This window comes from Mycoplasma sp. 3392 (assembly GCF_053851755.1).
Genome location: NZ_JBSQBF010000003.1, coordinates 79,028 through 104,160, shown reverse-complemented (window position 1 = coordinate 104,160; position 25,133 = coordinate 79,028). Strand labels below are relative to the sequence as shown.

At 30.9% G+C, this 25,133-nt stretch carries 19 protein-coding genes and 8 tRNA genes; all 27 read right to left on the bottom strand.

The genetic code is table 4. The features are described 5' to 3' along the window. Window positions 1–7: 7 nt before the first annotated feature. Window positions 8–529 (bottom strand): MHO_1590 family protein, encoded by a 522-nt coding sequence (locus ACWXVV_RS02690; protein ID WP_438341740.1) that lies wholly within the window; start codon window positions 527–529, stop codon window positions 8–10. Beyond that, entirely contained in the window at window positions 504–1,676 is a 1,173-nt protein-coding gene (locus ACWXVV_RS02685) for an MHO_1580 family protein (RefSeq protein WP_455984693.1), read from the bottom strand. Before ACWXVV_RS02685 ends, ACWXVV_RS02690 begins: the two co-directional genes overlap by 26 nt. A gap of 521 nt (window positions 1,677–2,197) precedes the next feature. Next, a tRNA-Phe gene (locus ACWXVV_RS02680) sits at window positions 2,198–2,273 on the bottom strand. Between the two features lie 4 nt (window positions 2,274–2,277). After that, window positions 2,278–2,353, bottom strand: a tRNA-Asp gene (locus ACWXVV_RS02675). Window positions 2,354–2,358: 5 nt separating this feature from the next. Next, window positions 2,359–2,434: transfer RNA gene (locus tag ACWXVV_RS02670), tRNA-Met, on the bottom strand. Between the two features lie 42 nt (window positions 2,435–2,476). Further along, window positions 2,477–2,567 (bottom strand) — tRNA-Ser (locus tag ACWXVV_RS02665). Between the two features lie 2 nt (window positions 2,568–2,569). Continuing rightward, window positions 2,570–2,646: transfer RNA gene (locus tag ACWXVV_RS02660), tRNA-Ile, on the bottom strand. Between the two features lie 23 nt (window positions 2,647–2,669). Next, window positions 2,670–2,746, bottom strand: a tRNA-Met gene (locus ACWXVV_RS02655). A gap of 4 nt (window positions 2,747–2,750) precedes the next feature. Continuing rightward, window positions 2,751–2,827: transfer RNA gene (locus ACWXVV_RS02650), tRNA-Ala, on the bottom strand. Window positions 2,828–2,835: 8 nt separating this feature from the next. Further along, window positions 2,836–2,912, bottom strand: a tRNA-Pro gene (locus ACWXVV_RS02645). A 90-nt stretch (window positions 2,913–3,002) separates the two neighbouring features. After that, on the bottom strand, window positions 3,003–4,268 hold the full coding sequence (gene obgE / locus ACWXVV_RS02640; protein WP_455984692.1) for a GTPase ObgE: 1,266 nt from the start codon (window positions 4,266–4,268) through the stop codon (window positions 3,003–3,005). 71 nt (window positions 4,269–4,339) lie between these two features. Beyond that, window positions 4,340–5,380 (bottom strand): M24 family metallopeptidase, encoded by a 1,041-nt coding sequence (locus tag ACWXVV_RS02635; protein ID WP_438341737.1) that lies wholly within the window; start codon window positions 5,378–5,380, stop codon window positions 4,340–4,342. 25 nt (window positions 5,381–5,405) lie between these two features. Continuing rightward, window positions 5,406–5,558 carry a 50S ribosomal protein L33 gene (gene rpmG / locus ACWXVV_RS02630; protein WP_438341736.1) on the bottom strand — a complete coding sequence of 51 codons (153 nt, stop codon included), beginning with the start codon at window positions 5,556–5,558 and terminating at the stop codon, window positions 5,406–5,408. Window positions 5,559–5,637: 79 nt separating this feature from the next. Continuing rightward, window positions 5,638–6,468 (bottom strand): deoxyribonuclease IV, encoded by an 831-nt coding sequence (locus ACWXVV_RS02625; RefSeq protein WP_438341735.1) that lies wholly within the window; start codon window positions 6,466–6,468, stop codon window positions 5,638–5,640. Next, complete coding sequence (locus ACWXVV_RS02620; protein ID WP_455984691.1) at window positions 6,461–7,618, bottom strand: potassium channel family protein; 1,158 nt, start codon at window positions 7,616–7,618, stop codon at window positions 6,461–6,463. The genes ACWXVV_RS02625 and ACWXVV_RS02620 overlap by 8 nt, the downstream gene beginning before the upstream one ends. Window positions 7,619–7,671: 53 nt before the next feature. Next, on the bottom strand, window positions 7,672–8,451 hold the full coding sequence (locus tag ACWXVV_RS02615; protein WP_455978717.1) for a Nif3-like dinuclear metal center hexameric protein: 780 nt from the start codon (window positions 8,449–8,451) through the stop codon (window positions 7,672–7,674). Between the two features lies 1 nt (window position 8,452). Beyond that, window positions 8,453–9,991, bottom strand: coding sequence for an RNA polymerase sigma factor (locus ACWXVV_RS02610; protein WP_455984690.1), 1,539 nt, complete (start codon window positions 9,989–9,991; stop codon window positions 8,453–8,455). Beyond that, window positions 9,978–11,906: a DNA primase gene (gene dnaG, locus ACWXVV_RS02605; protein ID WP_455984689.1), complete on the bottom strand. Its 1,929-nt coding sequence runs from the start codon at window positions 11,904–11,906 to the stop codon at window positions 9,978–9,980. The genes ACWXVV_RS02610 and dnaG overlap by 14 nt, the downstream gene beginning before the upstream one ends. Beyond that, the gene (locus ACWXVV_RS02600) at window positions 11,893–13,269 is read right to left on the bottom strand and encodes a glycine--tRNA ligase (RefSeq protein ID WP_438341730.1); all 1,377 of its coding nucleotides are present in this window, start codon (window positions 13,267–13,269) and stop codon (window positions 11,893–11,895) included. Before ACWXVV_RS02600 ends, dnaG begins: the two co-directional genes overlap by 14 nt. An 85-nt stretch (window positions 13,270–13,354) precedes the next feature. Further along, window positions 13,355–14,230 carry a bifunctional 5,10-methylenetetrahydrofolate dehydrogenase/5,10-methenyltetrahydrofolate cyclohydrolase gene (locus ACWXVV_RS02595; RefSeq protein ID WP_455984688.1) on the bottom strand — a complete coding sequence of 292 codons (876 nt, stop codon included), beginning with the start codon at window positions 14,228–14,230 and terminating at the stop codon, window positions 13,355–13,357. Further along, window positions 14,230–14,445 carry a DUF2188 domain-containing protein gene (locus ACWXVV_RS02590; protein WP_455967942.1) on the bottom strand — a complete coding sequence of 72 codons (216 nt, stop codon included), beginning with the start codon at window positions 14,443–14,445 and terminating at the stop codon, window positions 14,230–14,232. Before ACWXVV_RS02590 ends, ACWXVV_RS02595 begins: the two co-directional genes overlap by 1 nt. Window positions 14,446–15,264: 819 nt before the next feature. Further along, window positions 15,265–20,052, bottom strand: coding sequence for a valine--tRNA ligase (locus ACWXVV_RS02585; protein ID WP_455984687.1), 4,788 nt, complete (start codon window positions 20,050–20,052; stop codon window positions 15,265–15,267). Window position 20,053: 1 nt separating this feature from the next. Next, complete coding sequence (locus tag ACWXVV_RS02580) at window positions 20,054–21,058, bottom strand: hypothetical protein (RefSeq protein ID WP_456012478.1); 1,005 nt, start codon at window positions 21,056–21,058, stop codon at window positions 20,054–20,056. A gap of 37 nt (window positions 21,059–21,095) precedes the next feature. Next, window positions 21,096–22,040, bottom strand: coding sequence for a YhjD/YihY/BrkB family envelope integrity protein (locus ACWXVV_RS02575; RefSeq protein ID WP_438341725.1), 945 nt, complete (start codon window positions 22,038–22,040; stop codon window positions 21,096–21,098). 76 nt (window positions 22,041–22,116) lie between these two features. After that, window positions 22,117–23,523 carry an Asp-tRNA(Asn)/Glu-tRNA(Gln) amidotransferase subunit GatB gene (gene gatB / locus ACWXVV_RS02570; protein WP_438341724.1) on the bottom strand — a complete coding sequence of 469 codons (1,407 nt, stop codon included), beginning with the start codon at window positions 23,521–23,523 and terminating at the stop codon, window positions 22,117–22,119. Continuing rightward, window positions 23,523–24,842 carry an amidase family protein gene (locus tag ACWXVV_RS02565; RefSeq protein WP_455984686.1) on the bottom strand — a complete coding sequence of 440 codons (1,320 nt, stop codon included), beginning with the start codon at window positions 24,840–24,842 and terminating at the stop codon, window positions 23,523–23,525. Before ACWXVV_RS02565 ends, gatB begins: the two co-directional genes overlap by 1 nt. Then, window positions 24,835–25,128, bottom strand: a complete 294-nt coding sequence (locus ACWXVV_RS02560; RefSeq protein ID WP_455967951.1) for an Asp-tRNA(Asn)/Glu-tRNA(Gln) amidotransferase subunit GatC — start codon at window positions 25,126–25,128, stop codon at window positions 24,835–24,837. The genes ACWXVV_RS02565 and ACWXVV_RS02560 overlap by 8 nt, the downstream gene beginning before the upstream one ends. Window positions 25,129–25,133: the final 5 nt, after the last annotated feature.

The window sequence follows — 25,133 nt, the reverse complement described above, 5'->3', positions numbered from 1 at the left end:
TCTTTAATTATACTTCATATCCGACTGTAAATAAATACTTTCTGTTGACCTCTTGATTTTTATATTTCCATACAAAATCAAGGTGGAGTTGTTGCCTAGTAGGTTGGAAATATCCGGCTTCAACATCACCATAATTGACTGATAATTTTTTAATCACATCTTGAATAATATAAGCAATCATGTCATCAGTAATAACTGGCATACCTTTTTCAATGCGAATTAAATCATAATAATCAGAAATGGAAATATCGGGAAAAATATTTTCAGCTTGCAAGGCATTTTTGTCAATTGTTTCTTTTTTAATAACCTTAGGCTTGTTATCGGTTTCAGGACTCTTATTATCCTTAGATTCTATTTTAGGTTCATCATTATTCACTTTATCGTCAATCGGTTTTTTAGGTTTATCTTGAGTGGTTTTGAGACTAAAAGGTCAAAAATAATATAACAATGTTGCTCCAGCAGAGGCTAAAAGTAAGGAAATAAAGATAAAGATGTATTTTTTCTTAATTGAGAGCTTTCGCATTGGCATTATTTCTACTTATGTCTATTAAATTGTCTAAAGTTAGTTCATTTTGATAGATTTGGTAAAAATCAGCATTCTTTATTTTTAGCCAGTACATGTGGTTAGCAGTTGCAACATCTTTTTCAATCTTTAATTTCACCAATCCAGAACGGATATTGAGTAAAGGACGTTTGATTTCTTGTTGGTAGCCGACAACGAAAATTGACTTTTCGTCGAAAATAGAAAATGCCATCGTGTGTGACAAAATACCACTGAAATCTAAAGGTATCATATAACCAAAATCACTATTTAGATTGAACCCTGACACTGTTTTGCGTTTCTGGTAATCATAGTAAAATGGACTCAAGATTTCAATTTGACCAATCACAAATTCACCAGTTGGCAATTGTTGTGAATTTTGAATATTTAGGCTAATATTAACGTCTTTAAAAACCTCTCCATTAACTATGAATTGTTTTACTTTGAAGTTTTTTAGTTCACCAAAATAAACTGGTCGAATTATTCTGTTACCATTCTTTATTGCTCCACTGATGTCATAAATATCTTTGTTATTAATGTTTTGGAGTAATTTATTGGCCTTAAAATACAAATCAACATATTCAAAATCAATCATACGGCTATCATTTTCTTCTTGATAAGAACCGGGATTGATATCAAAATCTAGCATCTTTGGAAAACTAACATTATATTTTCCTGTTGTATCAGGAGCACTATTTGCTTGACTGAGATGATTGATTTCAATGTGATTTGCCCACATTAGCTTACGTTGTGAACCATTTTGTTGATAAATATCAACATTTATATGCCTTATGTCTTGGAATTTGTAGTTTTTAATCTTGGTTTTTTTATCTAATTCTTTGCCTGAATAGAAGCTAAATTTGTTTTCGACACTTCATGAATCAAAAACTGGAAGAATATCGTTGTTAATTTGAACAACTATAAAAATTTGCCTACCGCTTGTGTTTTGGTACTCAAAATCAAAGTGTAATATATCGCTTGGTAATTCACGGTTAAGACGAATTTTTAGTTTGTTATGATCGGATAAATCTTGGCTCAATTTTTCGCTTTTAATCTTAATTAAAAAATGTTTGGCAATCAAACAATCTAAAAATTCGCGTTGCTGATAATTTTGATTATAGGTTACTGTGTCCAAAATACCTTCAAGATGAATTTATAACCGATTTGATACGACGATAATATGTACTCTTTGAAAAATAGTCAAGGAATCAAAATTGATCTTCATTCACTTCTCAGAACTCATTGAAAAATATTAGCCTATCAATTTCAGATAGTGTTTGGCTGAAATAATCTATTATGGCTACATACGTCTTATATCTCGTTTTCAAACTAGCTTTGTTTTTTGCACTTTCTATAAAATTACGACGATTTTTTACTATTTCATCATGGTACTTAAGTTTCAGAAAGGCACAATATTCACGAATTTGTTTGCGATGTTCTGATAGTGATAATTCACTTGAGTGTGAATTTGATTCTATTCCCCTTTTCAAATTTAATTTTAATGACTGAGTCTTTTACAACGAATATCAACTCTATTTTTATTTTATTTCACTTATTACCTTCAAATTATTAATATTTTGCGTTTTGGGAAAAAATGAGCAAAAAAGTAAGAAAAAAAAACACCTTGCGGTGTTAATATTTTTGATCAGCTTGATATGGTGGCTCCGGCAGGAATCGAACCAGCGACACACGGAGCTTCAGTCCGTTGCTCTACCAACTGAGCTACAGAGCCATAATGGCGGTCCAGACGGGAATCGAACCCGCGATCTTCTCCGTGACAGGGAGACGTATTAACCACTTTACCACTGGACCGTATTTGGTTGCGGAGGCAGGACTTGAACCTGCGACCTTTGGGTTATGAGCCCAACGAGCTGCCGACTGCTCCACTCCGCTATATGAGGAATTTACATTGGGCTTTGGCCTTCTGTAAATATATGGCGGGCAATGAGGGATTTGAACCCCCGCGGGCCGTGAAGCCCCTGGCAGTTTTCAAGACTGCTCCCTTCAGCCTCTTGGGTAATTGCCCATTGGTGGACCCAGCAGGACTCGAACCTGCGACCGACCGGTTATGAGCCGGTTGCTCTAACCAATTGAGCTATGGGTCCAAATCCTATTGAGTATATCCGTTTGGTGGCTCCGAAGAGAGTCGAACTCTTGACCTTCCGGGTATGAACCGGACGCTCTAACCAACTGAGCTACAGAGCCATAATGGTGGAGAGGAAGGGAGTCGAACCCTCTACCTCCTGCGTGCAAGGCAGGCGCTCTAGCCAGGTGAGCTACCCCCCCATAACAAATGGTGAAGAAGACAGGATTCGAACCTGCGACCGCTTGAGCCCAAGTCAAGTGCTCTACCAAGCTGAGCTACTTCTCCACAACATTGCTAATTACTTCATTTAATAATTGCTATATTATTATACACAATTTTAAATTTTTTGTAATTTATTTTTATGAATTTTTTGACCTAATCTTCATTATTTCAGGTAAATTCATAACCTTCAATCTGAACAGTATCACCTTCATTGATACCCATTCGCATTAATTCTTCTCAAACCCCTAAATTTTTAAGTTTGCTATTAAATCTTAACAAATTATCGTGTGAATTTAACGGAATTCTTTGATAAATTTCAACAACTTTGTCACCTGTTACTTCAAAGTGGTCAATGTTAATTCTTCTTACTTTGAAATTATCTTCTGGTAATGTTATTGTGACTTCTTTTTGTTTAGTTTCTGCAAAAATTAGATCTTCTGCTTCTTTAATTGCATTTCATAGACTGTTTTTTATCTCATCCAATGATTTTTTCTCATCTAAAAAGGTATGTTTGATAATCTTTAAATCTGAATATTTTTGTTTAAATTGTTGATATTTAGCATTAAAATCTTCTAAGTCACTTTTGTTTGCAATCACTATTTGAGTTCTTTTTTCAAGTTGAAGGTTGTACTTGCTTAACTCATTATTAATTTCTTCATAGTCCTTGATTGGATCTTTAGTAGCACTACCAAAATCAATAACATGGCAAAGTACTCGACATCTTTCAATGTGTTTTAAAAACTGATGTCCCAATCCTTTTCCTTCACTTGCACCTTTAATTAGTCCAGGTAAATCGGTGATTACAAAGCTATTTTCATGATATTTAACTAATCCCAATTGCGGTACTAAGGTAGTAAAATCGTAGTCGGCAATTTTTGGACGAGCATTAGAAAGGGAAGAAAGTAATGTACTTTTCCCTGCACTAGGTTTTCCAATTAATCCGACATCAGCTAAAACTTTAAGACTTAAATATAATTCAATGTTTTTAGTTTCTTCACCGTTTTCCGATAGCCGTGGAGCAGTGTTAGAAGAAGTTTTGAACTTAACATTCCCTCTTCCGCCTCTTCCGCCTTTAGCAATTAAATAAGGTTTTTGTTCAACAATATCAGCAATTAATTCTTTTTTGTGAAAAACTAATGTTCCTAATGGTACTTTTACATAAGTATCTTTTCCATTTCGTCCGTAAGCGTTTTTGCGTTTACCATTTTCACCATCTTCAGCAGTGATTTTGTTTTGGTAGTGAAAATTTAGAAGAGTATTAACTCCGGCATCACCAACAAAATAAATGTCTCCACCCTTACCGCCATCACCACCATCAGGACCTCCACGATCAACATGGGCTTCACGACGAAAGCTGATTAGTCCATTTCCACCTTTTCCGGCTTTTACAATAATTTTTGCATCATCTATAAATTTCATAATAAAAATAATACCATAAATTCGATTTTAACCCTTTAAGGCAAAAGAAAAAATCACCGAAGTGATTTCTCTTACTTGTAATCTTCTGGACGGCTTAAAACTTTGTGTGAATCTGCAGTTACTAAAATTGTATCTTCAATTCTAGCCCCACCTAAACCTTCAATGTAAATTCCTGGTTCAACAGTGATGATCATTCCTTCTTCAAGAACAAAATCACTCAAAGCACTTACATTTGGTAATTCGTGCACATTAATTCCAACTCCGTGTCCTGTTGAGTGAGTGAAATATTCACCATATCCTTTTTGTTCAATGTAGTCACGGCAAATTTTGTCAATATCTTTGGTTTTCATTCCTGGTTTAACGGCTTCACGACCCAGTCTTTGTGCTTCAACAACAACATCTAAAACTTCTTTTAATTTTTCATCGCTAGCATTTCCAAAGAAGAATGTTCTTGTAATATCGCTTGCATAACCTGCATATTGAGCTCCAAAGTCGATTTTAACAATGTCACCACTTTTTAGAGTAGCTTCAGTTGGGTGATGGTGTGGTTCAGCTGCATTTTTACCAAAAGCAACGATTGATTCAAAGCTTTCTTTTTCAGCTCCAAATAAACGCATTAAGTAGTCTAATTTGTTAGCGATTTCTCTTTCAGAAACTCCAACTTTTAGGTATTTTTTAACTTCGTATAAAGCTTCTAAAGAAATTCTACATGCTTCTTCAATGATTGAAACTTCACGACTATCTTTTTTAATCCGGTATTGTTGTCCAACAACTTCATGGAAATTAGCTGTTGGCATCATTGCTTTAAAACGATTGAACATATCTAATTTTAGATAGTCTTTTTCAACTCCAACGTTTTGGTAATTTTTTTGGCTTAAAAATTCTTTTAATGAATTTGCTTGTAATAATCTAACTTCGACATTACGAGCTTTTGATTGACAATATTCAATGTAACGTCCATCAACAAATAGGTAAGCATTATTTCTTTCAATAACTAAAACACCATCTGTTGTTTGTACTTCTGCCATTCATAGTCTTGTTTCAGGCGCTTCTGAAATAATGGCATCTAATTTTAGGTTATCAAAGGTTTTTAATAATTCGTTTTTTAGCATTTTGCGTCCTTTTTTTACTTACTAATTATTTTTTTTCTTTGTGAGTTGTGTGTGAGTTACATTTGTGGCAGTGTTTTTTAACTTCCATTTTTTCTGGATGTAACTTTTTGTTCTTTTTGGTAATGTAATTTTCCATTTTACATTCTTCACATCTTAAAGTGATTCCATCTCTTGGCATTTTTACTCCTTTACTAAAATATCGATATTTGGTAATTGAAATATTTAATATTATAACCTAATAAGGTATTTTGATAGTGCTATTTTTTATTTAGAAGCATACTAATTTCTTCATCATAAATTGGTTTATTGTCAACTCACGGTGTTTCAAGAATAATTGGAATGTTGTCAAAATCTGGGTCAAAAACAAATTTTTGCAGTGTTTGTAGTCCAATGTATCCTTTGTCGATGTTAGCATGGCGATCTTTGTGGGAATTTAAATCATTTAGACTGTCATTTAGATGGATTACTTTGATATGTTGTAACAAATCTCAGTCTTTTAATTGTTTTTTGAAATCATCATAATTTTTAATATCATAGCCAGCATCTCAAATGTGGCAAGTATCTAAACACATTTGGATCCTTGACTCATTCAATGTTTTGATAACATATTTCATTTCTTCAAAATTAATAAAGACTTCAGTTCCTTTACCTGACATTGTTTCTAAACATATAACAACATCTTTAGTTAGCGACAAGATTTTCTTTAATGACTCAATTAAGCATTCCAAAGATTCTTGACGAGTAAATGTTGTTGACGCTCCTGGGTGTAAAACTAAGTATTTAGCACCAATATAATTCATCCGATTAATCTCTTGAACTAGAAAATTAATTCCAAATAAAGCTTTTTCGGGATTTGAAATATTGACAATGTAAGGTGCGTGAACTACGATGTCTTCAGCTTTAATTTGTGATGAATATTTTTCTTGGTATTTTTTTAGATTGTATAGCTGTACATCGACTCTTTTTGTGGTTTGTGGTGCACCTAAATAAATCATCATGGTGTTTGCTTTATTAGCAATTGATTCTTCACAAGCAGAAACTAAATAATCTGGCGATTTAAAGGAAATATGGCTACCTAATTTAATCATTGCTTGTCTCCTTTTGTGTGTTAGATTCAGTGTTATCTGGTTCTTTTGTGTAATATTGTTGCATATTTGACAAGAATGCTCCCGCTACAATTCCAGAAGGAATAGCAATGATCGCAACTCCTAGTAAAGCAACAACAATCACTATTGCTCGAGACTCAAAAGCGTGAGGCGCAAAATCTCCGTACCCAATTGTTGTTAAAGTGATAGTCATAAAATAGAATGCATCATAAAATGTTTGAATTACTCCATTTCCTAAGGCTTGGAAATCATCATTTTGACTAATTTTTTCATACCAAAGCGGCATATAGGTCAAGATATCATTTTTAGTTTTTAAGCTGTTTATGAATGTGTCAATGTTACTGTTGAATCAAGTGGAAACAATTGATTGCAACGTTTCTGGACTGGAGTTATTTCTTACTACTGTTAAAGGTGCTTCGGTATATAGTTTACGAATTTCAGGAAGCAAGAATTCGTATTGCTTTTGACTCAGATAAGCAGATTCATTATTTCAGACAACTAGTGAAAATATCAAAATTAGAATGATTATCATCACAAAAGCAACAATCAAAATTCTCTTTTGTTTTTGAAAAACATTCAAAATAATTCCAAAGGGTGAAAATAAAGAAAGAATAAAAAACAATCTCACAAATCTTGCGACATTCAGTGAACGGAAGAAATTAAAACCTTTTATTGATTCAGTGTCGGCTCCAAAATATTGCACAACATGTACTGAACCTAGAATGCAAATCAATAAAATTATTCCTAAAAATGTTATAGCAAAACCATATTTAGCTTTTCATAAATTAGCACCTATCATCGACTTGCGGTAACGATAAGTGATAAAGTGTAAAACAAAGTCAATAATAAAAACAAAAAAAGTAAATATTTGCGAAAACTTGACAATTTCTAAATATGTATTGCGAAAACTTGGTGACGGATTAATCAATGATAAGGCTGATACCAAACAAGAAAAGCTAATTAAAAGTGCATAAATGAAGCGTAATATCCTAATTCTCGTCTTGTACTCACTCAAGTGAATAGCGATTTTAGCTTCACTTCACACAATAATTCTTAAACATTCAGTCAAAAATGTGATTCTAGGCTGATTAGTTTTGTGCATTTTAGTGTTAATATTGGTTGCTAAATTCATACAAAAATAATACTACAAATGAATGCTTTTTTTGTTCTTAAAGAAAAAACTTGCTAAATGTTTTTTAGCAAGTCTTGCGGTCAAGAAACTAACACTTGACCTTCATTATTTATAACTTTTTGCACAAATGGTAACATTGAATTAATAAATTGCGCTTCGAGACTATGACTAACATTAATTAGTCTTACACCTTCATTCTTGTAAGCTACTAAATCGCTTCATTTAGCATCTGAAGAAACAATAACTTGAGCTTTCTTAGCTGCTTTAATTAGTTCAAAATAAGGACCAGAACCCGGGAAGATTGCGAGTGTCTTGATTTGTTGATTTTCAGTGTCAAAATTGGCTTGAATATGTGTTATTTTCAGTCTTTTTATTTTCTGAATCAATTCTTTTGTGTCAATATTTGCTTTAACAAACAACACAAATTCACCGAATTCTTCTTGTGTTTTTTTGATAAATTGTTTTTCTTCAAAACCAAGCCCTAAAGCGATTGATTTAGCAGTCAATTGTCTTGTTTTATCAAAAGCCGTATGAAATGAATAAGTGCAAATTTTGTGTTGTTTTAGTAATTCATACTGTTTTTGTTTTGCTTGAGAAAAAGCAAATTCTTTTTCTTTTGTATAAAAAATGAATGGGTGGTGACTAATAATTAAATTAACGTTATTTTTGATTGCTATATCGATGGCATTTTGGTCAATGTCTAAAGTGATTAAAACATTAGTTAATTTCTTTCTTCCTCGTGGTGAGATTGAAAAACCAACAGGATCTCAAGGTTCTGCTTCAGCAATTTTCAATTCTTTAGCTAGATTTAAAACAAAATCTTTAACTAACATCTTATTCGCTTTCAGATTGGTAAAACTCTTTTAATTTTTTACGTTTTTGTGGGTGTTTTAGTTTACGAAGAATTTTAGTTTCAAGCTGGCGAACTCTTTCTTTTGAAATATTTTTCTCACGTGCTAACTCTTCAAGTGTATGAACGTGATATGGGATACCATTTTCGTCTGTTCCCACACCATAACGTTTTTGAATTAAGACTCTTTCATCATCATCTAAATGTTTTCTTAACATGTCATCAATGATTCCTGAAAGTTCTTCTTTTGCTGAAAAATCAACTGGATTAATAACATTTTCATCTTTAACAAAGTCACTGAAATTTGAGTTTTCTTCTTTACCAATTGATTTATCTAATGAAATTGGATCAATATTGATTTTACGAATGTAACGAACTTTGTCAGCATCCATATCACCACCATAACGACGAGCAATTTCATCATCTGTTGGCGCATTTCCGGTTTCTTGTTGCAATTCTCTTTCAATTTTGATAATTTTGTTGATTGTTTCAACCATGTGGACTGGCACACGAACAGTTCTTGCTTGATCTGCTACTGCCCGAGTGATTGCTTGACGAATTCATCAAGTCGCATATGTTGAAAACTTGAATCCTTTAGTGTAGTCGTATTTATCAACAGCTTTTAAAATTCCGGCATTTCCTTCACTAATTAAATCGATAAATGATAATCCCCTATTTTTGTATTTTTTGGCATTGTTGATTACTAAACGAAGATTACGATTAACCAGTGTATCACGCGCTTTTTTGAATTTACGTCTGTTACCACTTTCCTTTGCTTTAGCCATTGTTTCGGCTAATTCTCTTTCTTCACTTGGAGTTAGCAACTTACCGTATTTTCCAATTCAACGCATGTATCATTTAACAATATCGTTAGTTTCACTTAGATTATTAGATAATGTGTCCTCATCACTCTCACTTTCATCATAATAATCGTCATAGTCTTTTAAAAGATCTTCAACATTTTCTTCATCATCATCCAGATAAGAAATACCGTGTGAATCAACATCAGCATATTTTTCTGTGTCATCTTCTTCTTGATCTTCGTCGCTGTCTTCATCTTCATCACGAGTAGTTGAATCATCGTGATATTCGTCTAGATTTAATTCATCACTATCGTCAAAGTCTTCATCATCTAGATCGTCACCATCTTCAAAATCTAAACCGTCTTCATCTAGATCGTCACTCATTATTTCTTCATCATCATCAAGTGATTTTTTGCTTTGTTTTTTATTTTTATTTTTTTTGTCACTTTTAATATCATTTAGCAAATCATTTTCAGTTACTTCTGCTAAATCTTCTTCACTTAGCTCATCTTCTAATAAACCTTCGTCTGCTAGTAAGTCAAATAACTCAACTGTAACATCTTCATCTAAAAAGACTTTCTTTTTATCAAAAAACTCAAATATTTCTGCTTGACTAAGGGCGGTTTTTTTCTTGTTTTTAGTTTGTAATTTTTCTAAGTGAGTCTTAAGACCTTTTACTAAATTATTTAAACTTTGTTTTTCATCTTTATTTGTTGACATAACGTAATCCTTTCGATTTTGAACGCTGTTTGGTGTCATTTACAACCCGTTGAAATGTAGTAACAAATTCATCATCACCTGCAAAACCGTGATAATCTTGATAAATTTTTTTACATTTATCAATTTCAATTAGCGTTTCTTGCTTAGTTTCTAGGTTTCAGTAAGAATAATTTTCAATAGCTGAATAAATTTGTTCAAAAGTTAATTCTTTTTTTACTTCTATTAATTCGATTGCAAAGCTTAAAATTTGATTTTTGACTGCCTTTGAAAAAGGAGGATTAATGATTAAAAGTAAATTTTGTTCTTCAGAAAAAAGTTTTACTAATCATTTCAGTTTATCTGGATATTTAAGGCAATGATATAAAACTTTTGCTTCCGTGATTTCTCGATTTGAGTAAAAACGATTTAGTTTTTTTGTCTCACGTTGCAGCAAAATTGAGTTTGCTTTTGTTCTCGTATATTGTCTAAAAGAATTATTATTTTCATATCGATTGTATTGGTTTTCGCGGTTGATTTGTTCAATAAAATCATCACTAATAACTGGTGGAATGTTTGGTTGGTATGTATTATCATCTTGTGTCACCAAATTAGTTTGATGACTGAGTGCTTCTTGTTCTGCTAAGTCAATAACTTTAGTTAATTCCTGAAATTGATTTTTGGCTTTTTGGCTAATATATTCACGATCAATTTCAGATAGAAATGGATAAAAATCTTGGTATTTACTAATTGCTTCTTGCTTTTGTTCCAATGAAGAAGTGGCATCAATTTGGCCAAAACTTACAGCGTAAATGTAATCTAAATAAGAAATTTCTTTTTCAATTACTGATACAAGATTTTTACCGCCTGGCAAAGAAAAATAAAGCTCATCAGGATCTTTTTTAGTGATATTCTCGATTATGCCAACGTTAAGTTTGAATTTCTCTTTGTTTTGTAAAATAATTTTCAAATTCTTAATGGTTGCATTTTGTCCTGCTTTGTCACCATCAAAAAACAAAACAATGTGGCAATTTCTTAGCATTTGCAAGTGCTTTGAACTTAAAGCAGTACCCATTACTGCTAAGGCATTAATTATTTTGACACGGTACAAAGCAATGACATCGAATTGTCCTTCAACTAAATAAACTTTTTTATCACGAATCAAGTTATTTTTAACATTTTGTCAGTTAAAAAACAAACTGTTTTTGTGAAAAATGCTATTTTCTGATGTATTTAAATACTTAACATCATCATGTGCATCAATAGTTCTCCCGCTGAAACCAACACATTGCAATTGATCGTTAAAAATAGGAAAAATGATTCGATTATTGAAAAAATTTTGCTTTACGTTGTGGGATGAAATTAAACTTGCTTCAACAATTTTTTGCTCATCATAACCTCGATTTATTAATTCATCATAAATAGAAATATCACTGGGAGCAAAACCCACTTTGAAATGGTTAATAATTTCTAAATTTGCAAAAGTTAAATCTTCTAGATGGCGGTTTTTGATTGCTTGTACCAAAGAAATGTTATTTTTCTTTTTTTCTTTTAGGTAATTACGCTGAAAAAAGTTCAATGCATCATTATTTATCGCTAGTAATTCAGCATCTGTTAAATTTTCTACATACTCGTATTTTTGGAATTGTGATACATCGACATTAACTTTTTTAGCTAATTTTGTTAGTGCTTCAAAAGGTTTAATGTTTTCAATGTATTCAATAAATTTAATGACGTTTCCGGATTTAGAACATCCGAAACATTTGAAAAATTGTTTTTTCTCACTAACTACAAATGATGGTGTTTTTTCACCATGGAAGGGACAAAGACCAGTGTAATTAGTTCCTTTTTTTGTTAATGCTACATACTCACCAATGACATCGACAATATTTGTTTTATCGACTACATCTTTTCAAATACTTTGATTATTTGCTTGCATATTGATTCAAGTAATCTAAAATCTTGTCAATATCAATACGATCTTGTTGCATTGTGTCACGGTTTCTGATAGTTACTTTATTATCGTTTAAAGAATCATAATCAAAAGTAATTGCAAAATAGGTTCCGATTGCATCTTGACGACGATATCTTTTTCCTATTGAACCACTTTCTTCTCACGATACTCTAATTTTATTTTTTCTCAACATTTGATAAATTTTGTCAGCTTCATTATTTAATTTCTTAACTAATGGCATAACACAAACTTGATATGGAGAAAGATCGTATGAAGTTTTTAAAATAACTCTGTCTTCATCGTTATCAACTTTTTCTACTTCATATGCTTCAACTAAAATTGCTAATAGTAAACGATCTAAACCAATTGAAGGTTCAATAACATATGGTATTGACTTTTGTCCGTTTTCATCTACATAGTACAAGTTTTCTTTTGATAAATTAATGTGTTGAGTTAAATCGTAGTTACCACGATTAGCGATTCCCATCAATTCACCTCAACCGAATGGAAACATAAATTCAATATCACTTGTTCCTTTTGAATAGTGGCTTAATTCTTCTGCTTCATGTGGACGAATGCGAATAGAATTTTTGTTAATACCCATTTTTAGTACGAAATTAAAACATTTTTGAATGTAATATTCGTAAAAGTTCATACTTTGATCTTCTGAGCAGAAAAATTCAAGTTCCATTTGTTCGAATTCTCTTGTTCTGAAGATGAAGTCACGCGGTGTGATTTCGTTACGAAAACTTTTACCAATTTGTCCAATTCCAAAAGGTAGTTTAGGACGCATTGTTCTTAGAACATTTTTAAAGTTAACAAAAATTCCTTGTGCTGTTTCAGGACGTAGATAAATATCACTTGCACTGCCTTCTACTACTCCGGCCTGGGTTTTAAACATTAAATTGAATGAACGAATATTATTTCATTCACACTTAGTGTTGTCATAAACGGAAACCTTTTCTTTAATAAATGTTTCCATTTCTTCTCTCGACATCTTTTCAACATCAACTTCAGGAAACAAATCTTTAATGATGTGATCTGCACGATAACGTTTTTGATTTACTTTGTTTTCAATTAAAAAATCGCTAAAGTTATCCAAGTGTCCACTTGCTTTTCAAACTAGTGGATTCATTAAAATTTTTGAGTCAATTTGAAAATTATTTGATTCTTCATTAATGAAAAAATCAATTCACTTGTTCTTGATTACATTCATCATTGCTGTCGCTAATGGTCCGTAATCTCATGTGTTAACAAGTCCACCATAGATTTCCGAGTTTTGGTAAACAAACCCATTGATTTTTAAGTGATTAATTATTTCAGCAATATTTTTCTTATTATTCTCCATCACAACCCCAATTAAAAAATCTAATAAAATAAATTATTTTATTATTATACCAATTTTATCTTTGGATACTAAAAAATGGCAAAAACTACAATTTCGCCAAGTCAATTATTTGTTTGAAATGATTATAAAATTCCTTGTTTTTTAAGCCGAACGCTTTCATTAAATTAATTATAAGTGCAAGTATTGTCATCGGTCCTACACCGCCTGGAACAGGAGTGATATTTTTAACAAAACCATTCAATGAATTAAAGTCACAATCACCAGTTATTTTGTTGTTTTCATCACGATGAATACCAACGTCAATTATTGTTGCCTCATTGTTAGTTTGACTCACATCAATTAAATGTTTTACACCAGTGGCGACGATTAAAATTTTGTGTCTATTTCAGTCTTTTTTGAGTGTTTCTTTGGTATAAACACTGATATTTGAATTATGTTTTCTAAGTGCCAAATATAATGGATAACCAACCAAATTTGACTGGCCAATTATTCCCATTTCTTGAGTGTAAAAATCAATATTATAATATTTCATCAGCAACACAACTCCAAGTGCAGTGGCAGGTAAAAAAACATCGTTATTTTTTTCCAAATAGCTAAGAGTTTTTGAGTTTAAGCCATCAATATCTTTTTCAATGTCGACAGCATCTAAAACATTCTGCTTATTTATATGTTTAGGCAACGGTAATTGAACAATAAGGCCATCACAATTTACTTGAATTTTTCTAATTTCTGCAATTAGTTCATTTTCCTGAATGGAATCTGGATAATTAAATAACTTTGCCTTAAATCCTAACTGATTGGCAAAGTTAATCTTATTATTAACATAAATAGTTGATTCAAATAAGTTTCCTACTTGAATTATGGCCATTGAAGGCATTTTACCCATATACTGCTTCGCTAAGTCAAGAATATCTTGTTTAATCTTGTCACGAATAATTCGACCATCTAGTATTGTGGACATTATAATTTTCTGAATGATCCTTCTTTAGATTGAAGCATAATAGTTTCGCAGTTTTTTATTGATTTTGCATAGTCTATTGCTTCTTTTTGAGTCTTAGTGTGCTTCAGAATTCTTCCACCACGAACCTTGATACCTCAACCTTTGTTGCCTAAAGAATCAGTATGGTTGACAACATAGTAAACTGTTGACGCTTCTTTTTTTACTACTTCAGCCATTTTTTCACTCCTTTACTGAGTTTTATATTGATATTAGTATTTCACGTGTAAGTTATCAAAAAAATTATACTAAAAAGCAAGAACCGAAGTTCTTACTTTAGCCATTCTTGTTTACTTACTAAATTTTAAATTAAATTGAATTGCTAAACCTAATGTTAAGACACACAATCTTAAAAAATTCAATTTACATTAAAAAGTGCTCTTAATGTAATTTCTCCACTTTATAAAATGTCATTTTTAACATATAGAAAAACTAAAGATGTAAAAGCGCTAATATTGTCCTTTGTTGAAGCGTTATTGTGGCAAAAGATGGATTTGAAATTTTTTGTAATTGGTTTTTAACAACACAAATATTAATACCAAAAACGCAATCAATGCTAACACTGATATAGCATAAAATTGCGACCAAAACTATTGTTTTGGGTTTTTGGTAAAAATTTCATTGTTCAATAACACACATTCTCATTATCCACTCAAGCAAAAGGAACTAATAATCTTTTGCTTTTTACTTAACATTTAAAGTTTTTTGTCTTTGTTAGAAGAAATAGCTCCCATTCTTCTATATACAATAATGCAATATTTTCAATAAATTTATTGTCTTTAGGACTATTTGCTATCACTCTGGGAACAGCAATATATTTCACAATAAGTAACAAAAATGTTATAAGTAGATTCTAATCATATTTTTGAATTAAATATTGGTCAAAAGAAAAAATAACATATTAAAGTCGCAGTAATGCGACTTTTTTCTTAAAAAATAAACTTAAAAGTTTCAATGCGATTATCAAAAAAAAGCGGGAATCGCCCCGCTTTTATTCATTATTTGTTTTTCAGTTTATCTAACTCTTGTTCGTATGATGTTTTTTTAGCTTCAAACATTGCTAATTTTTCTTGTTCTTGAGCGATTTTTTCAGGTTTTGCTCTTTGCATAAAGTTTGGATTATTTAACATTTTTGAGGCATGGTCAATATCAACTTGATTTTGTTCAATCATTTTTTCTAGACGTTGAATTTCAGCTTGTTTTGTTTCTTCATCCATTACTACAAATATTTTGAAATCACTTGCTTGAATTAATGTGTCTTCATTTGCTTGATATTCAAAATTGGCTAGTTTGGAAATTATGTTTAAATCTTCTTCTTGCAATATTTTTAAGTCAATTGCAAAATATAATGTTTTAGCTTTCGAGATATTTTTTTGTTCACGGTATTTACGTAACTCAGTGATTATTTCAATCATTTTTTCCGCTTTTGTTGTGTCTTTTACCGCATCAAAAACTGGAACTTTAGCTTCATATAAGTCTTCATTATACATTTGTTCGAATAAATAATCGGTTGTGAAAGGTAAGAATGGTTGCATCAAAATCAAGATTTTTTTAAAGATTTTGTGGATAACAGTTGATTTGTTTTTAAATTTTGCAAACTCTAAGTATCAACCACTAAATTCATTTACTATAAACTTTTGAATTTCTTTGTAAACAACAGTGAATTCATATTTATCCATGTTGATGTTGATTTGTTCTTCAAATTTATTTAATCTATCAACAATATAGGCATCGTAGGTATCTAATTTTGAGCTTGTCGACTTATTGATTTCAAAATTGTTAACTAAACGAGCAATATTCCAGAACTTGTTAACAAATAGTTTCGCTGTGTCAAGTTTTGAGTTACCAAAATTTATGTCCTGACCTGGAGTTGAATTAAATAATAAAGCAATTCTTAAAACATCTGAACCATGTTGTTCAATTACTTCAATTGGATTTATACCATTTCCTAATGATTTGGACATTTTGCGTCCTTGTTCATCTCTTAAAAGACCGTGAATTAAAACATGTTCAAAAGGTATGTTATTCATAAACTCTAATGACATAAAATACATTCTAGCTACTCAGAAGAAGATAATATCATAAGCAGTTACTAAAACTTGAGTAGGGAAATAACGTTGTACTTTTTCAGTCTTTTGTGGTCATCCTAGAAAAACGAAAGGTGCTAATCCCGAACTAAATCATGTGTCTAAAACATCTTCGTCTTGCACTCAACCTTCTCCTGGCTTAGTCAAGCTGACTTTAATTTCTTCACCTTTATATCATGCTGGGATTCTGTGTCCTCATCATAATTGACGAGAAATAGTTCAGTCATAAACATTTTCCATTCATTGTTTAATTACATCTTTAAATCTTTCAGGATAGAATTTTACTCCATCTTCTTTTTCAATGTTTTCTAAAATGTTTTGTGACATTTTGTTCATTTTTAAGAATCATTGTGGTTGCACTAAAATTTCAATTGGTGCTTTTGAACGTTCGCTTAAACCAACATTAGAAATTGTTTTTTCAACTTTGATTAAATAACCTTCGTCGGCAAGTTTTTGTGCAATTTTGTCCCTTGCTTCAAAACGATCTAGGCCAGCAAATTCACCTGCCAGTTCAGTCATTTTTCCTTGTTTATTGATACACTCATTGATTTCAAGACCATTCTTGTTAATGATATCAATATCGTTTGTAGCATGGGCACTAACTTTCATTACTCCTGAACCAAAACTAGGATCAATATAGTCATCAGAAATTATTGGAATTAGTTTTTTAGTTAAAGGATGCAAGATGTTTTTACCTAAGAATTTCTGATAACGAACATCAGTTGGGTTAAATGCTACAGCAACATCACTTGGCAATGTCTCAATTCTTGTTGTTGCAACTTCTAAATATTCATTAGAATCTTGCAACGGGTATTTAATGTAATACATTTTTTGTTCAATTGGTTCATTTAAAACTTCAACATTAGAAAGTGCTGTCATTTGAACTGGATCTCAACTTATTGCTCTTGTACCACGATAAATTATTCCTTTGTTGTATAAGTCAATGAAAACTTTAAGAACTGCTTCGTTAGCTTCTTTGTCAAGTGTAAAACGCTCTGAAGAATAGTCTAAAGCTAAACCTAATTTTGCTCATTGTTCGTGAATGATATTTGAATATTTATCTTTTCATTCTCAAACAACTTTCAGAAATTCTTCTCTACCCATTTCGTGCTTATTTTTGCCTTGTTCTTGTAACATAGCTTCAACTTTTGCTTGTGTTGAAATACCAGCATGATCAGTACCTGGTAAAAATAATGTATCGTATCCTTGTAATTTTTTGTAACGAATGATTGTGTCTTGAATATATGTATCAAGAGCATGTCCAATGTGAAGTTGTCCTGTTACATTAGGAGGTGGCAAAATGATTGTAAATGGTCTTTTAGCTTCATCGTGTTTTTGAAATGTCTTTTTATCAAGTCATTTTTGGTAACGATTTTTTTCAACGATTTTGTGATCAAAATTCTTATCCATTTCTTTCCTTTCATATTTACTATTTGCTAAATCGATTATTAATGTATCTTTTAATATGCTATTATCGACAATGTTTTTGGTTTTTGATTTTTTTGTGACTTTAATTTCACTATTTTGACTAGTTCAAGCTACAAATTCGTTAATCGAGCAATAAACTGAATGATTTTCGTCAATTTTGAATAATTGAACTTGCTTGTTAGGTTCATTTTGAAAAATTACTTTTTGGTTGTTAATTAATTGTTTGGTGATGGCGTGAACTGGATTTTGTGTGAGTGAAGAAGTTTTACCAGATTCCACAACCATATTGTCATGCATTATGAATAAATGGGTTGAAAAATTAGCCGCGATATTCATATCATTGAGAAAATAGATTGCCATGGCTGATTTTTCAAACACATATTTATTTATTTCTTTTAAAATTCAATCTTTTGTTTCAGTACTAAACTTATTTATTTCACTACCGACGATGATAACTTTAGGATTTTTACTAAAAATGTTTGCAACTCTAATTTTTGCAATTGTCGTTTCATCTAAATTCGCCACACTGCGCTCTAAAATGTGTGCTTTTAAATCATAGACTGACAAAACATTGTATAGATACTGTTTGAATAAAAATAATAAAACTGAAGATGAACTAACTTCTGATTTATAAGTAATAACATTTAATAACTTGTTTAAATCAAGATGGTATTGTTTTAATTTATCATCTAAATAATTTAAATATTTGGCTTTCGGTTTGATATCTAAAAGTCAAGGTAAACTTGGTTGCAAACGATTAATTTTCAAAATTTCACTATTGAAGTTTTTAATTAAATTATTAAATTGATTAGCTTGCTTACGAACATTATTTTTAACTAAAAACAACTGATTTTCAATCTGTTTTTCTTTGAATGAAATTTCTTTGAGAGTAGTTTCACGATTTCAGCGGTTATTTAAGTTTAGTTCATTTAATAAAAAGTCGTAACGTCTTAGTTTTAAGCGATCTTTAGTTGAAAAATTCACTTTCTCGTTACTACTAATCAAACCACTAATATTGAAAAGATTGCTTAAACGACTAAAAAAATTAGCATAATAATCTTTTTGTTGTGATTTGTAATCGCTCTTGAAAGATTTAAAGCTTAAACTTACGACATCTTCAACTTGTTTTTTGATGTTTTTGATTAAGTCTTTTCTTTGTGAATTGTTTCGATAGAAAAGAACTAAAGCACCTGCTGCATTTAATTTAGCATTAATTTCTAGTAACAACAATTCTAAATTTTGCGGACTCAGACGAGTAATTAAACGATAGTGAAATAGCAAAATTTTTAGCATCAGTTTATTAGCATAATATTTTTTATAAAAATAAATAAATGCTTCTAGATTTTTAGTTGTTTCCAAATACTTATTTTTATAAAATTTAACTTTTATTTTTAAATCACTAATAAATTTTAAAACAACATGTTTTGCTTGTTTGTTATTTGTTTTCTTCGTTTTTACTAACTTTAGTAGTTGATCGACATTAGTTTTGTAATTATCCGAATCATCATTACTTGTATGCTCACTGATGAAATCATTTCTTTCTTGCCGTAAATTATTTATTTCTTGGTAATTGAGAAATAATTTTCCTTCACGATAACGTTCTTGATAACTAACATAAGTTTCAATAATATTTTTTTCAGTCTTAGTAATTAAATTTAAGTGCTGAATTAGAAAATCATTTGCAAGATTAAAAAATTCAGTCAAATATTCAGTACTGTTTTGTTTCAATTGTGCAGTCGAAGTATTAAGTGTAGAAAAGAAGTTGTTAAATAACTCTTCTAAATCATTGTAGTATTCAACTTCTATTTGTTTTCTGTTAATAGATAAAGCTGTTTGGTACTCAACAAGAACGTTTTTTCAGTCTTTTAGAAAATCTTCGGAATTAAATTTGTGAGTGTCGCTGTCAATAAAATATTGATAAAGGTAATCAATTAGTTTAGTTTTTGTGTCAGTATTATTTCAAGCGTCTCGGAAGCCCCAACCTAAAAAATGACGATAATTTTTTCATTGTTGTTTCAGTGATGTTTTACTGAATATGAAATTATCATTAAACACTAAAAAACCTAAATTGTTATTTTTACTTTTGCGTGATGCAATTAACATATCGAAAATTGCATTTTGTGTATTTTTGTTAGTGTTAATGATAGAAAGAATTTGATTAGGATAAAGAGAAAAATTGATGTCGTTAACATCAATTGATTGTTTATTTTGCGAAATTTGACCTAATCTTATTGCTTGTAAGAAAGTTTTCTTTTTTGAATAACTTTCCATGTTAGAAACCAGTTACTTCCCTTTTTTGGATTAAAGGCGAAACGATAGTATAAGTTGCATAAATGACAGAAAGATTAAATCAAATTTTGACAGGACTCAATAGAGTATGAGAAGTTAAGTTAACTCAAAAATCAACTTTTAGAGACATTGTGTCCCCTCAAGAAAGTAATAAAACGTTTAAAAATTCTAAGATAGCGCAGAAAGAAACAATGGCCATCATATCAATGAAACGTTGATATTTTCTTCGTAACACTAAACGATATATTGTTACACCTACCATCATGGTGGCGAATCCAGCAGTAGTTATTAAAATATAGAATCATTTACTTTTAATTCAATGGTTGTTAGCAAAAATTGTGTCAGATAAACTAGCGAAGATTGCAAAAATGATCAAGATTTGCACTGCTAGAATAATCATTGTTGAAAAATAAGCAAAATTAATTAATCCATATGGTTTAGATTTAGATTCAACTAAAATTAGTTTTACTTCATAATAAGCGACTTTTTCGGAAAAATATTGTGCTTGATCTAAATCTTCTTTATTGATTGCTTCTTGTTGACGAAGATTAAAGTAATCAATAATTTGTTTTAAGCGATAAATACGATAACGATTAGAGAAAAGTAGTCCTCCCACATTAAAGTAATATCAAGCAGTAATTCCAGGCACAATTCCCGCTACTGCAACTGCAATTGTGTATAAAACATTGTAGTAAGTGGGAATTAGCGCAAAAGATATTAAGTCAGCCAAAACACCAGTAATTGCTCCGATGAAAGGTCCAAACAAAAATCCAGTAATTTTCACTGGTAAACCTATAAAAGAGAATTTAAAACTTGGTAAAGCACTTATTGGTACAATCCGCACACTAATGATGAAAAACACAACACTAATTGCAATTAAAACTCCAACAAAGGCAATTTTTTTAGAATTTCATTTACTAAAATTGATGTCAGTTTGTGCTCTTAGTCAACTTAGATAGTGACGAATTCCACCTGGCAATTTATCCATATTTTCTCCTTTCTCAATAATTTTAATACATAAAGTATTAGTAACGTGATAATTTTAGATTTTTGTCAATTGTAACACTAGAAATAAAGGTCTTGTAATAACTTGCATTAAACAATATTCCGATGTAAGTAAAATAAGACATAAACAAAATAAACAATTGCACATACATAAATGAAGAAACAGATCCTCATTTTTCATATTTTGCAATCGAAGAAATGAAACCAAAGGTAATACTAAAAATTGACGAAGGAATAGCACTAATAAAAGCACCAATTGCAATATCAGAAAATTTAAGTCTAAAATTGGCTGCAAATTTAAATAAAAGTAGGTAACCAATTATAAAGAAGACAACAACAAAAAAGGTCATCAATATGTAATAAATTAGTAAAAATTGTCATCCTTTGTGATCATAGCCTTCAGAACGTAAATAAGCTAAGAACAAGGTAAAAAGCAAGATCACAACATATAAAAATGCAGTCAAACAAATTACTATTCACAAGGCTTTAATTTTGGTTTTGAAGAAATTTGATGGTCTATCGTGATTATAAAAAATCGAAATAGACTCAATAAAACGAGTATAACCTCGACTTGAAATTCACACTGCACTGACAATTAATAGTATTGCAATTAAACTTCCACCTGATTGGTTTTTAGCAAATAAACCAGTCAAGTTAGGCATAACCTTATTAATTCCTGGAATCAAACGAGCAAGAATGTCTTCACTCAAAACATTAGCATATGTGATTGACTCGCCATTGACTTGATTAATATAAGGGCTAGGAATTAGTCCGATTGTACTAATGATTACCAAAATCGGAATAAATGAAACGAACAAATAAAGAGCGGTTCCAGCTGGAATATAAGCAAATTCTTTACTTCTTATTCTTGTATAAGTTTCGTCAGTAATTTTATTCAATTTATCTTTTGAAAGCTTAGATGAAGGAACAACAACTTTAGCAATCAAAAGAATGAAACGCTTCATAATTAGTTCAATAAGATTGCTAAAGCGTGAATTTCGTATTGATCGAGATCTAATTCTGCGATTTCTTTGACTCATGTTATGAAAGTTTTTTAGCTAATATTTCTTGTGCTTTTTGTGCGTCGGCTTGTCCTTTTGTTTGCTTCATTACTTGCCCTATGACAAATTTGTTAACTCTTTCAGGACGTTGTGTGTATTCTGTTTTTAAATCAGGATATTGTTGTAAAACATTGTCAATAATTGAATCAATTTCGGAACTTAAATCTTTTGCATATAAGTTATTTATATTAAGAATTTCATTTAGACTCAAATCTGATGATTGTTTTTGCTCTAACACAATTTTTACTGAATTTTTCAGTATTTTATTTTCTTCAAGTAACAAAATCAACTGCTTTAAGTCTGAAGTTGAAATTTTTAAATCTTTTAGTACGATGTTTTTTTCATTTAAAAATGAAACAATATCACTGAAGAAAATGTTGGTTGTTTTTTTAAAGTCATTAGAAGCGATTGCATCTAAAAAATTAGCATATTCAATATTTTCAATTAATTGTCCAATTTGCACGTCATTTAACTTATTATCTAAGTAACGTTGTCTTCTTTGTCAAGGCAGTTCATTGATTTTTATGCTTGAAATTAATTCATTTGATAAGTGAACGAATGGAATATTAGGTTCAGAAAAATATTTGTAGTCAACTGCTCCTGATTTGCTACGCATAGTTTTATTTGTCTGAGTTTGTTCATCGAAACGTTTTGTTTGCTGTTCAAAGGTTTCATTTGCTAAATATTTAGCTTTTTGTCACTCAATTTCCCACTCTATTGCTTTGGCAACATTATTTAAAGAATTTAAGTTTTTGATTTCAACTCTTGTTCCATATGAATTTGATCCTTGAGGACGAATCGAAATATTGACATCAGCGCGTAAAGAACCTTCTGACATTTTTGCATCACTGATATTTAAACTCAAAGCAATCAAACGAATCATATTAATATATTCAACCGCCTCTTGAGCTGAGTGCATGACTGGACGCGAAACTATTTCAATTAAAGGTACACCCGCACGGTTGTAATTTATAAAAGTTGACCCGTTTTCGTGAAGTTGCTTAGCAGTGTCTTCTTCCATGTGAATACGTTCTATTGCTATATACTTTGTTTCATTATTTATTTGAATTGGCAATTTTCCATCTCGTCCAATTGGACGAAATTGTTGAGTAATTTGAAAACCTTTTGGCAAGTCAGGATAAAAGTAATTCTTTCTATCAAAGTGAAGCTCATTATCAATTTGCATATCTAGCGCTTTAGCTAGTTTGATTGCACTTATGACTGCTTGTTTATTAAGTAATGGCAGTGTTCCTGGGTATGCTAAATCAATGACACTTACTGCTTCATTTGGTTGAAGATTGAAATCATTAGCGGCATAAGAAAACATTTTGGTTTTTGTGTTTAGTTCTAAGTGAATTTCAATCCCTATAACTGCTTCAAATTCCATTATTTTTCTCCTTTGATAATATCTTCAATTCATAAAGCATGCTGCAACATTTTAACATCTTGATATTTAGCACTGTCAATCGCAAGCGAGTAAGGCATACTATTTTCATTTTTACCAAGCGGTAAAGTTAAAGAAGGATTACCTACTAGGTTAGCATAAGTTAAAATGTAATCCATGAATGATTCATCAGATTGAGCATCAAAACGTGGCGCAACATCTTTAGCTGCTGGGTATATGAAAATATCACAATTTTGGTGAATATTAGCGAAATAGTTAGCAAGCAAACGACGCATTTTCTGAGCTTTTTTCAAGTAACGTTCTTGATTTTCTTGTTCTAAATAATATGAACCTAAAATTAAACGTCTTTGAACCATTGGCCCTAATCCTAATTGACGAGTTTTAATATATGTTTGCATTCAATTATCTTGCTCTTGTCTTAGTCCGAAAGCTGTTCCATTTAAATTAGCAAGATTACTGCTTGCTTCCGTAAAAGCAATGATTTGATACACAACAGACACTGATTTTAGTAATTTTTCATCAACTTTTACAGGTTGTAATGAAACTCCTTCTTGTGACAATTTATTCAATAATTTTTGATAACTTTCTTTTACACTCTTACTTAAATAGTCAAAACAATCCAGGTAGGCTATCTTTTGCGGTTTTTTAGTTTTTATTTCTTCTTTGCTAAAACTTAAATCTAGAGATGTGTTGTCATTTGAAAAATCTTGTTTGAATAACACTTGCGCAATTTCAAAACTATCGTTGACATTGTGACTAAATCAAGCAACAGTATCAAGTGAAGAAGCAAAGGCAAAAAGACCATATCGACTGACTGCTCCATATGTGGGCTTGAATCCTACTCTACCTACGTATGAAGCTGGTAAACGCACACTATCTCCAGTATCTGAACCTATTGCAAAACCTACATTTTCAGTAAATGAAGCAGCCGCTCCTGAAGAACTTCCGCCTGCCAAGTAATCTTTGTTTAAATGATTGCGAACTAAGCCAAAATAAGAAAATTGTCCGGTTCCACCTAAACCAAATTCGTCTAGATGAGTTTTGAAAGCCAAAGTAGCACCTGCTTGTTGTAATAATTTAACAATTGTTGCATCATAGTAAGGAATGAAATTTTCAAGAATATGACTAGAAGCATGTGAAATACTGTTTTTGGTTGCGTAGTTACTTTTTAGCGAGTAAACACAATTAGCAAGAGTCCCTTCATTATTTAACCTAGCATCTTGATACACATAACTGACTGCATTATTTGTGTCATTTGCTGCTTCTATGAGCGCTTTTTGCAAATTTCCTTTGTTAATCATTTATAACCTTTCTTACCTTAACAAAAGTGTCGTCTTTGTCGTATGCATTGGTTAATAATTCTTGTTTGCTTATACCTGGTTTAGGTTCATCTTCGCGCAACATATCAAAATCAATAGCTTTTTCGTTAATGTGTGTCATGGGCTCAAGATGGTCTAAGTCAAAACTATTCAACAATTCAAGTTGTTTTTTGATGTTTTCATGTTCTTCATTTAGCAATAAAAAAACCTCTTCTTTCGGTTCAAACAATAAGTCATTAGCTAGTTTAATCATTTTTGCTTTTTCCACATTAG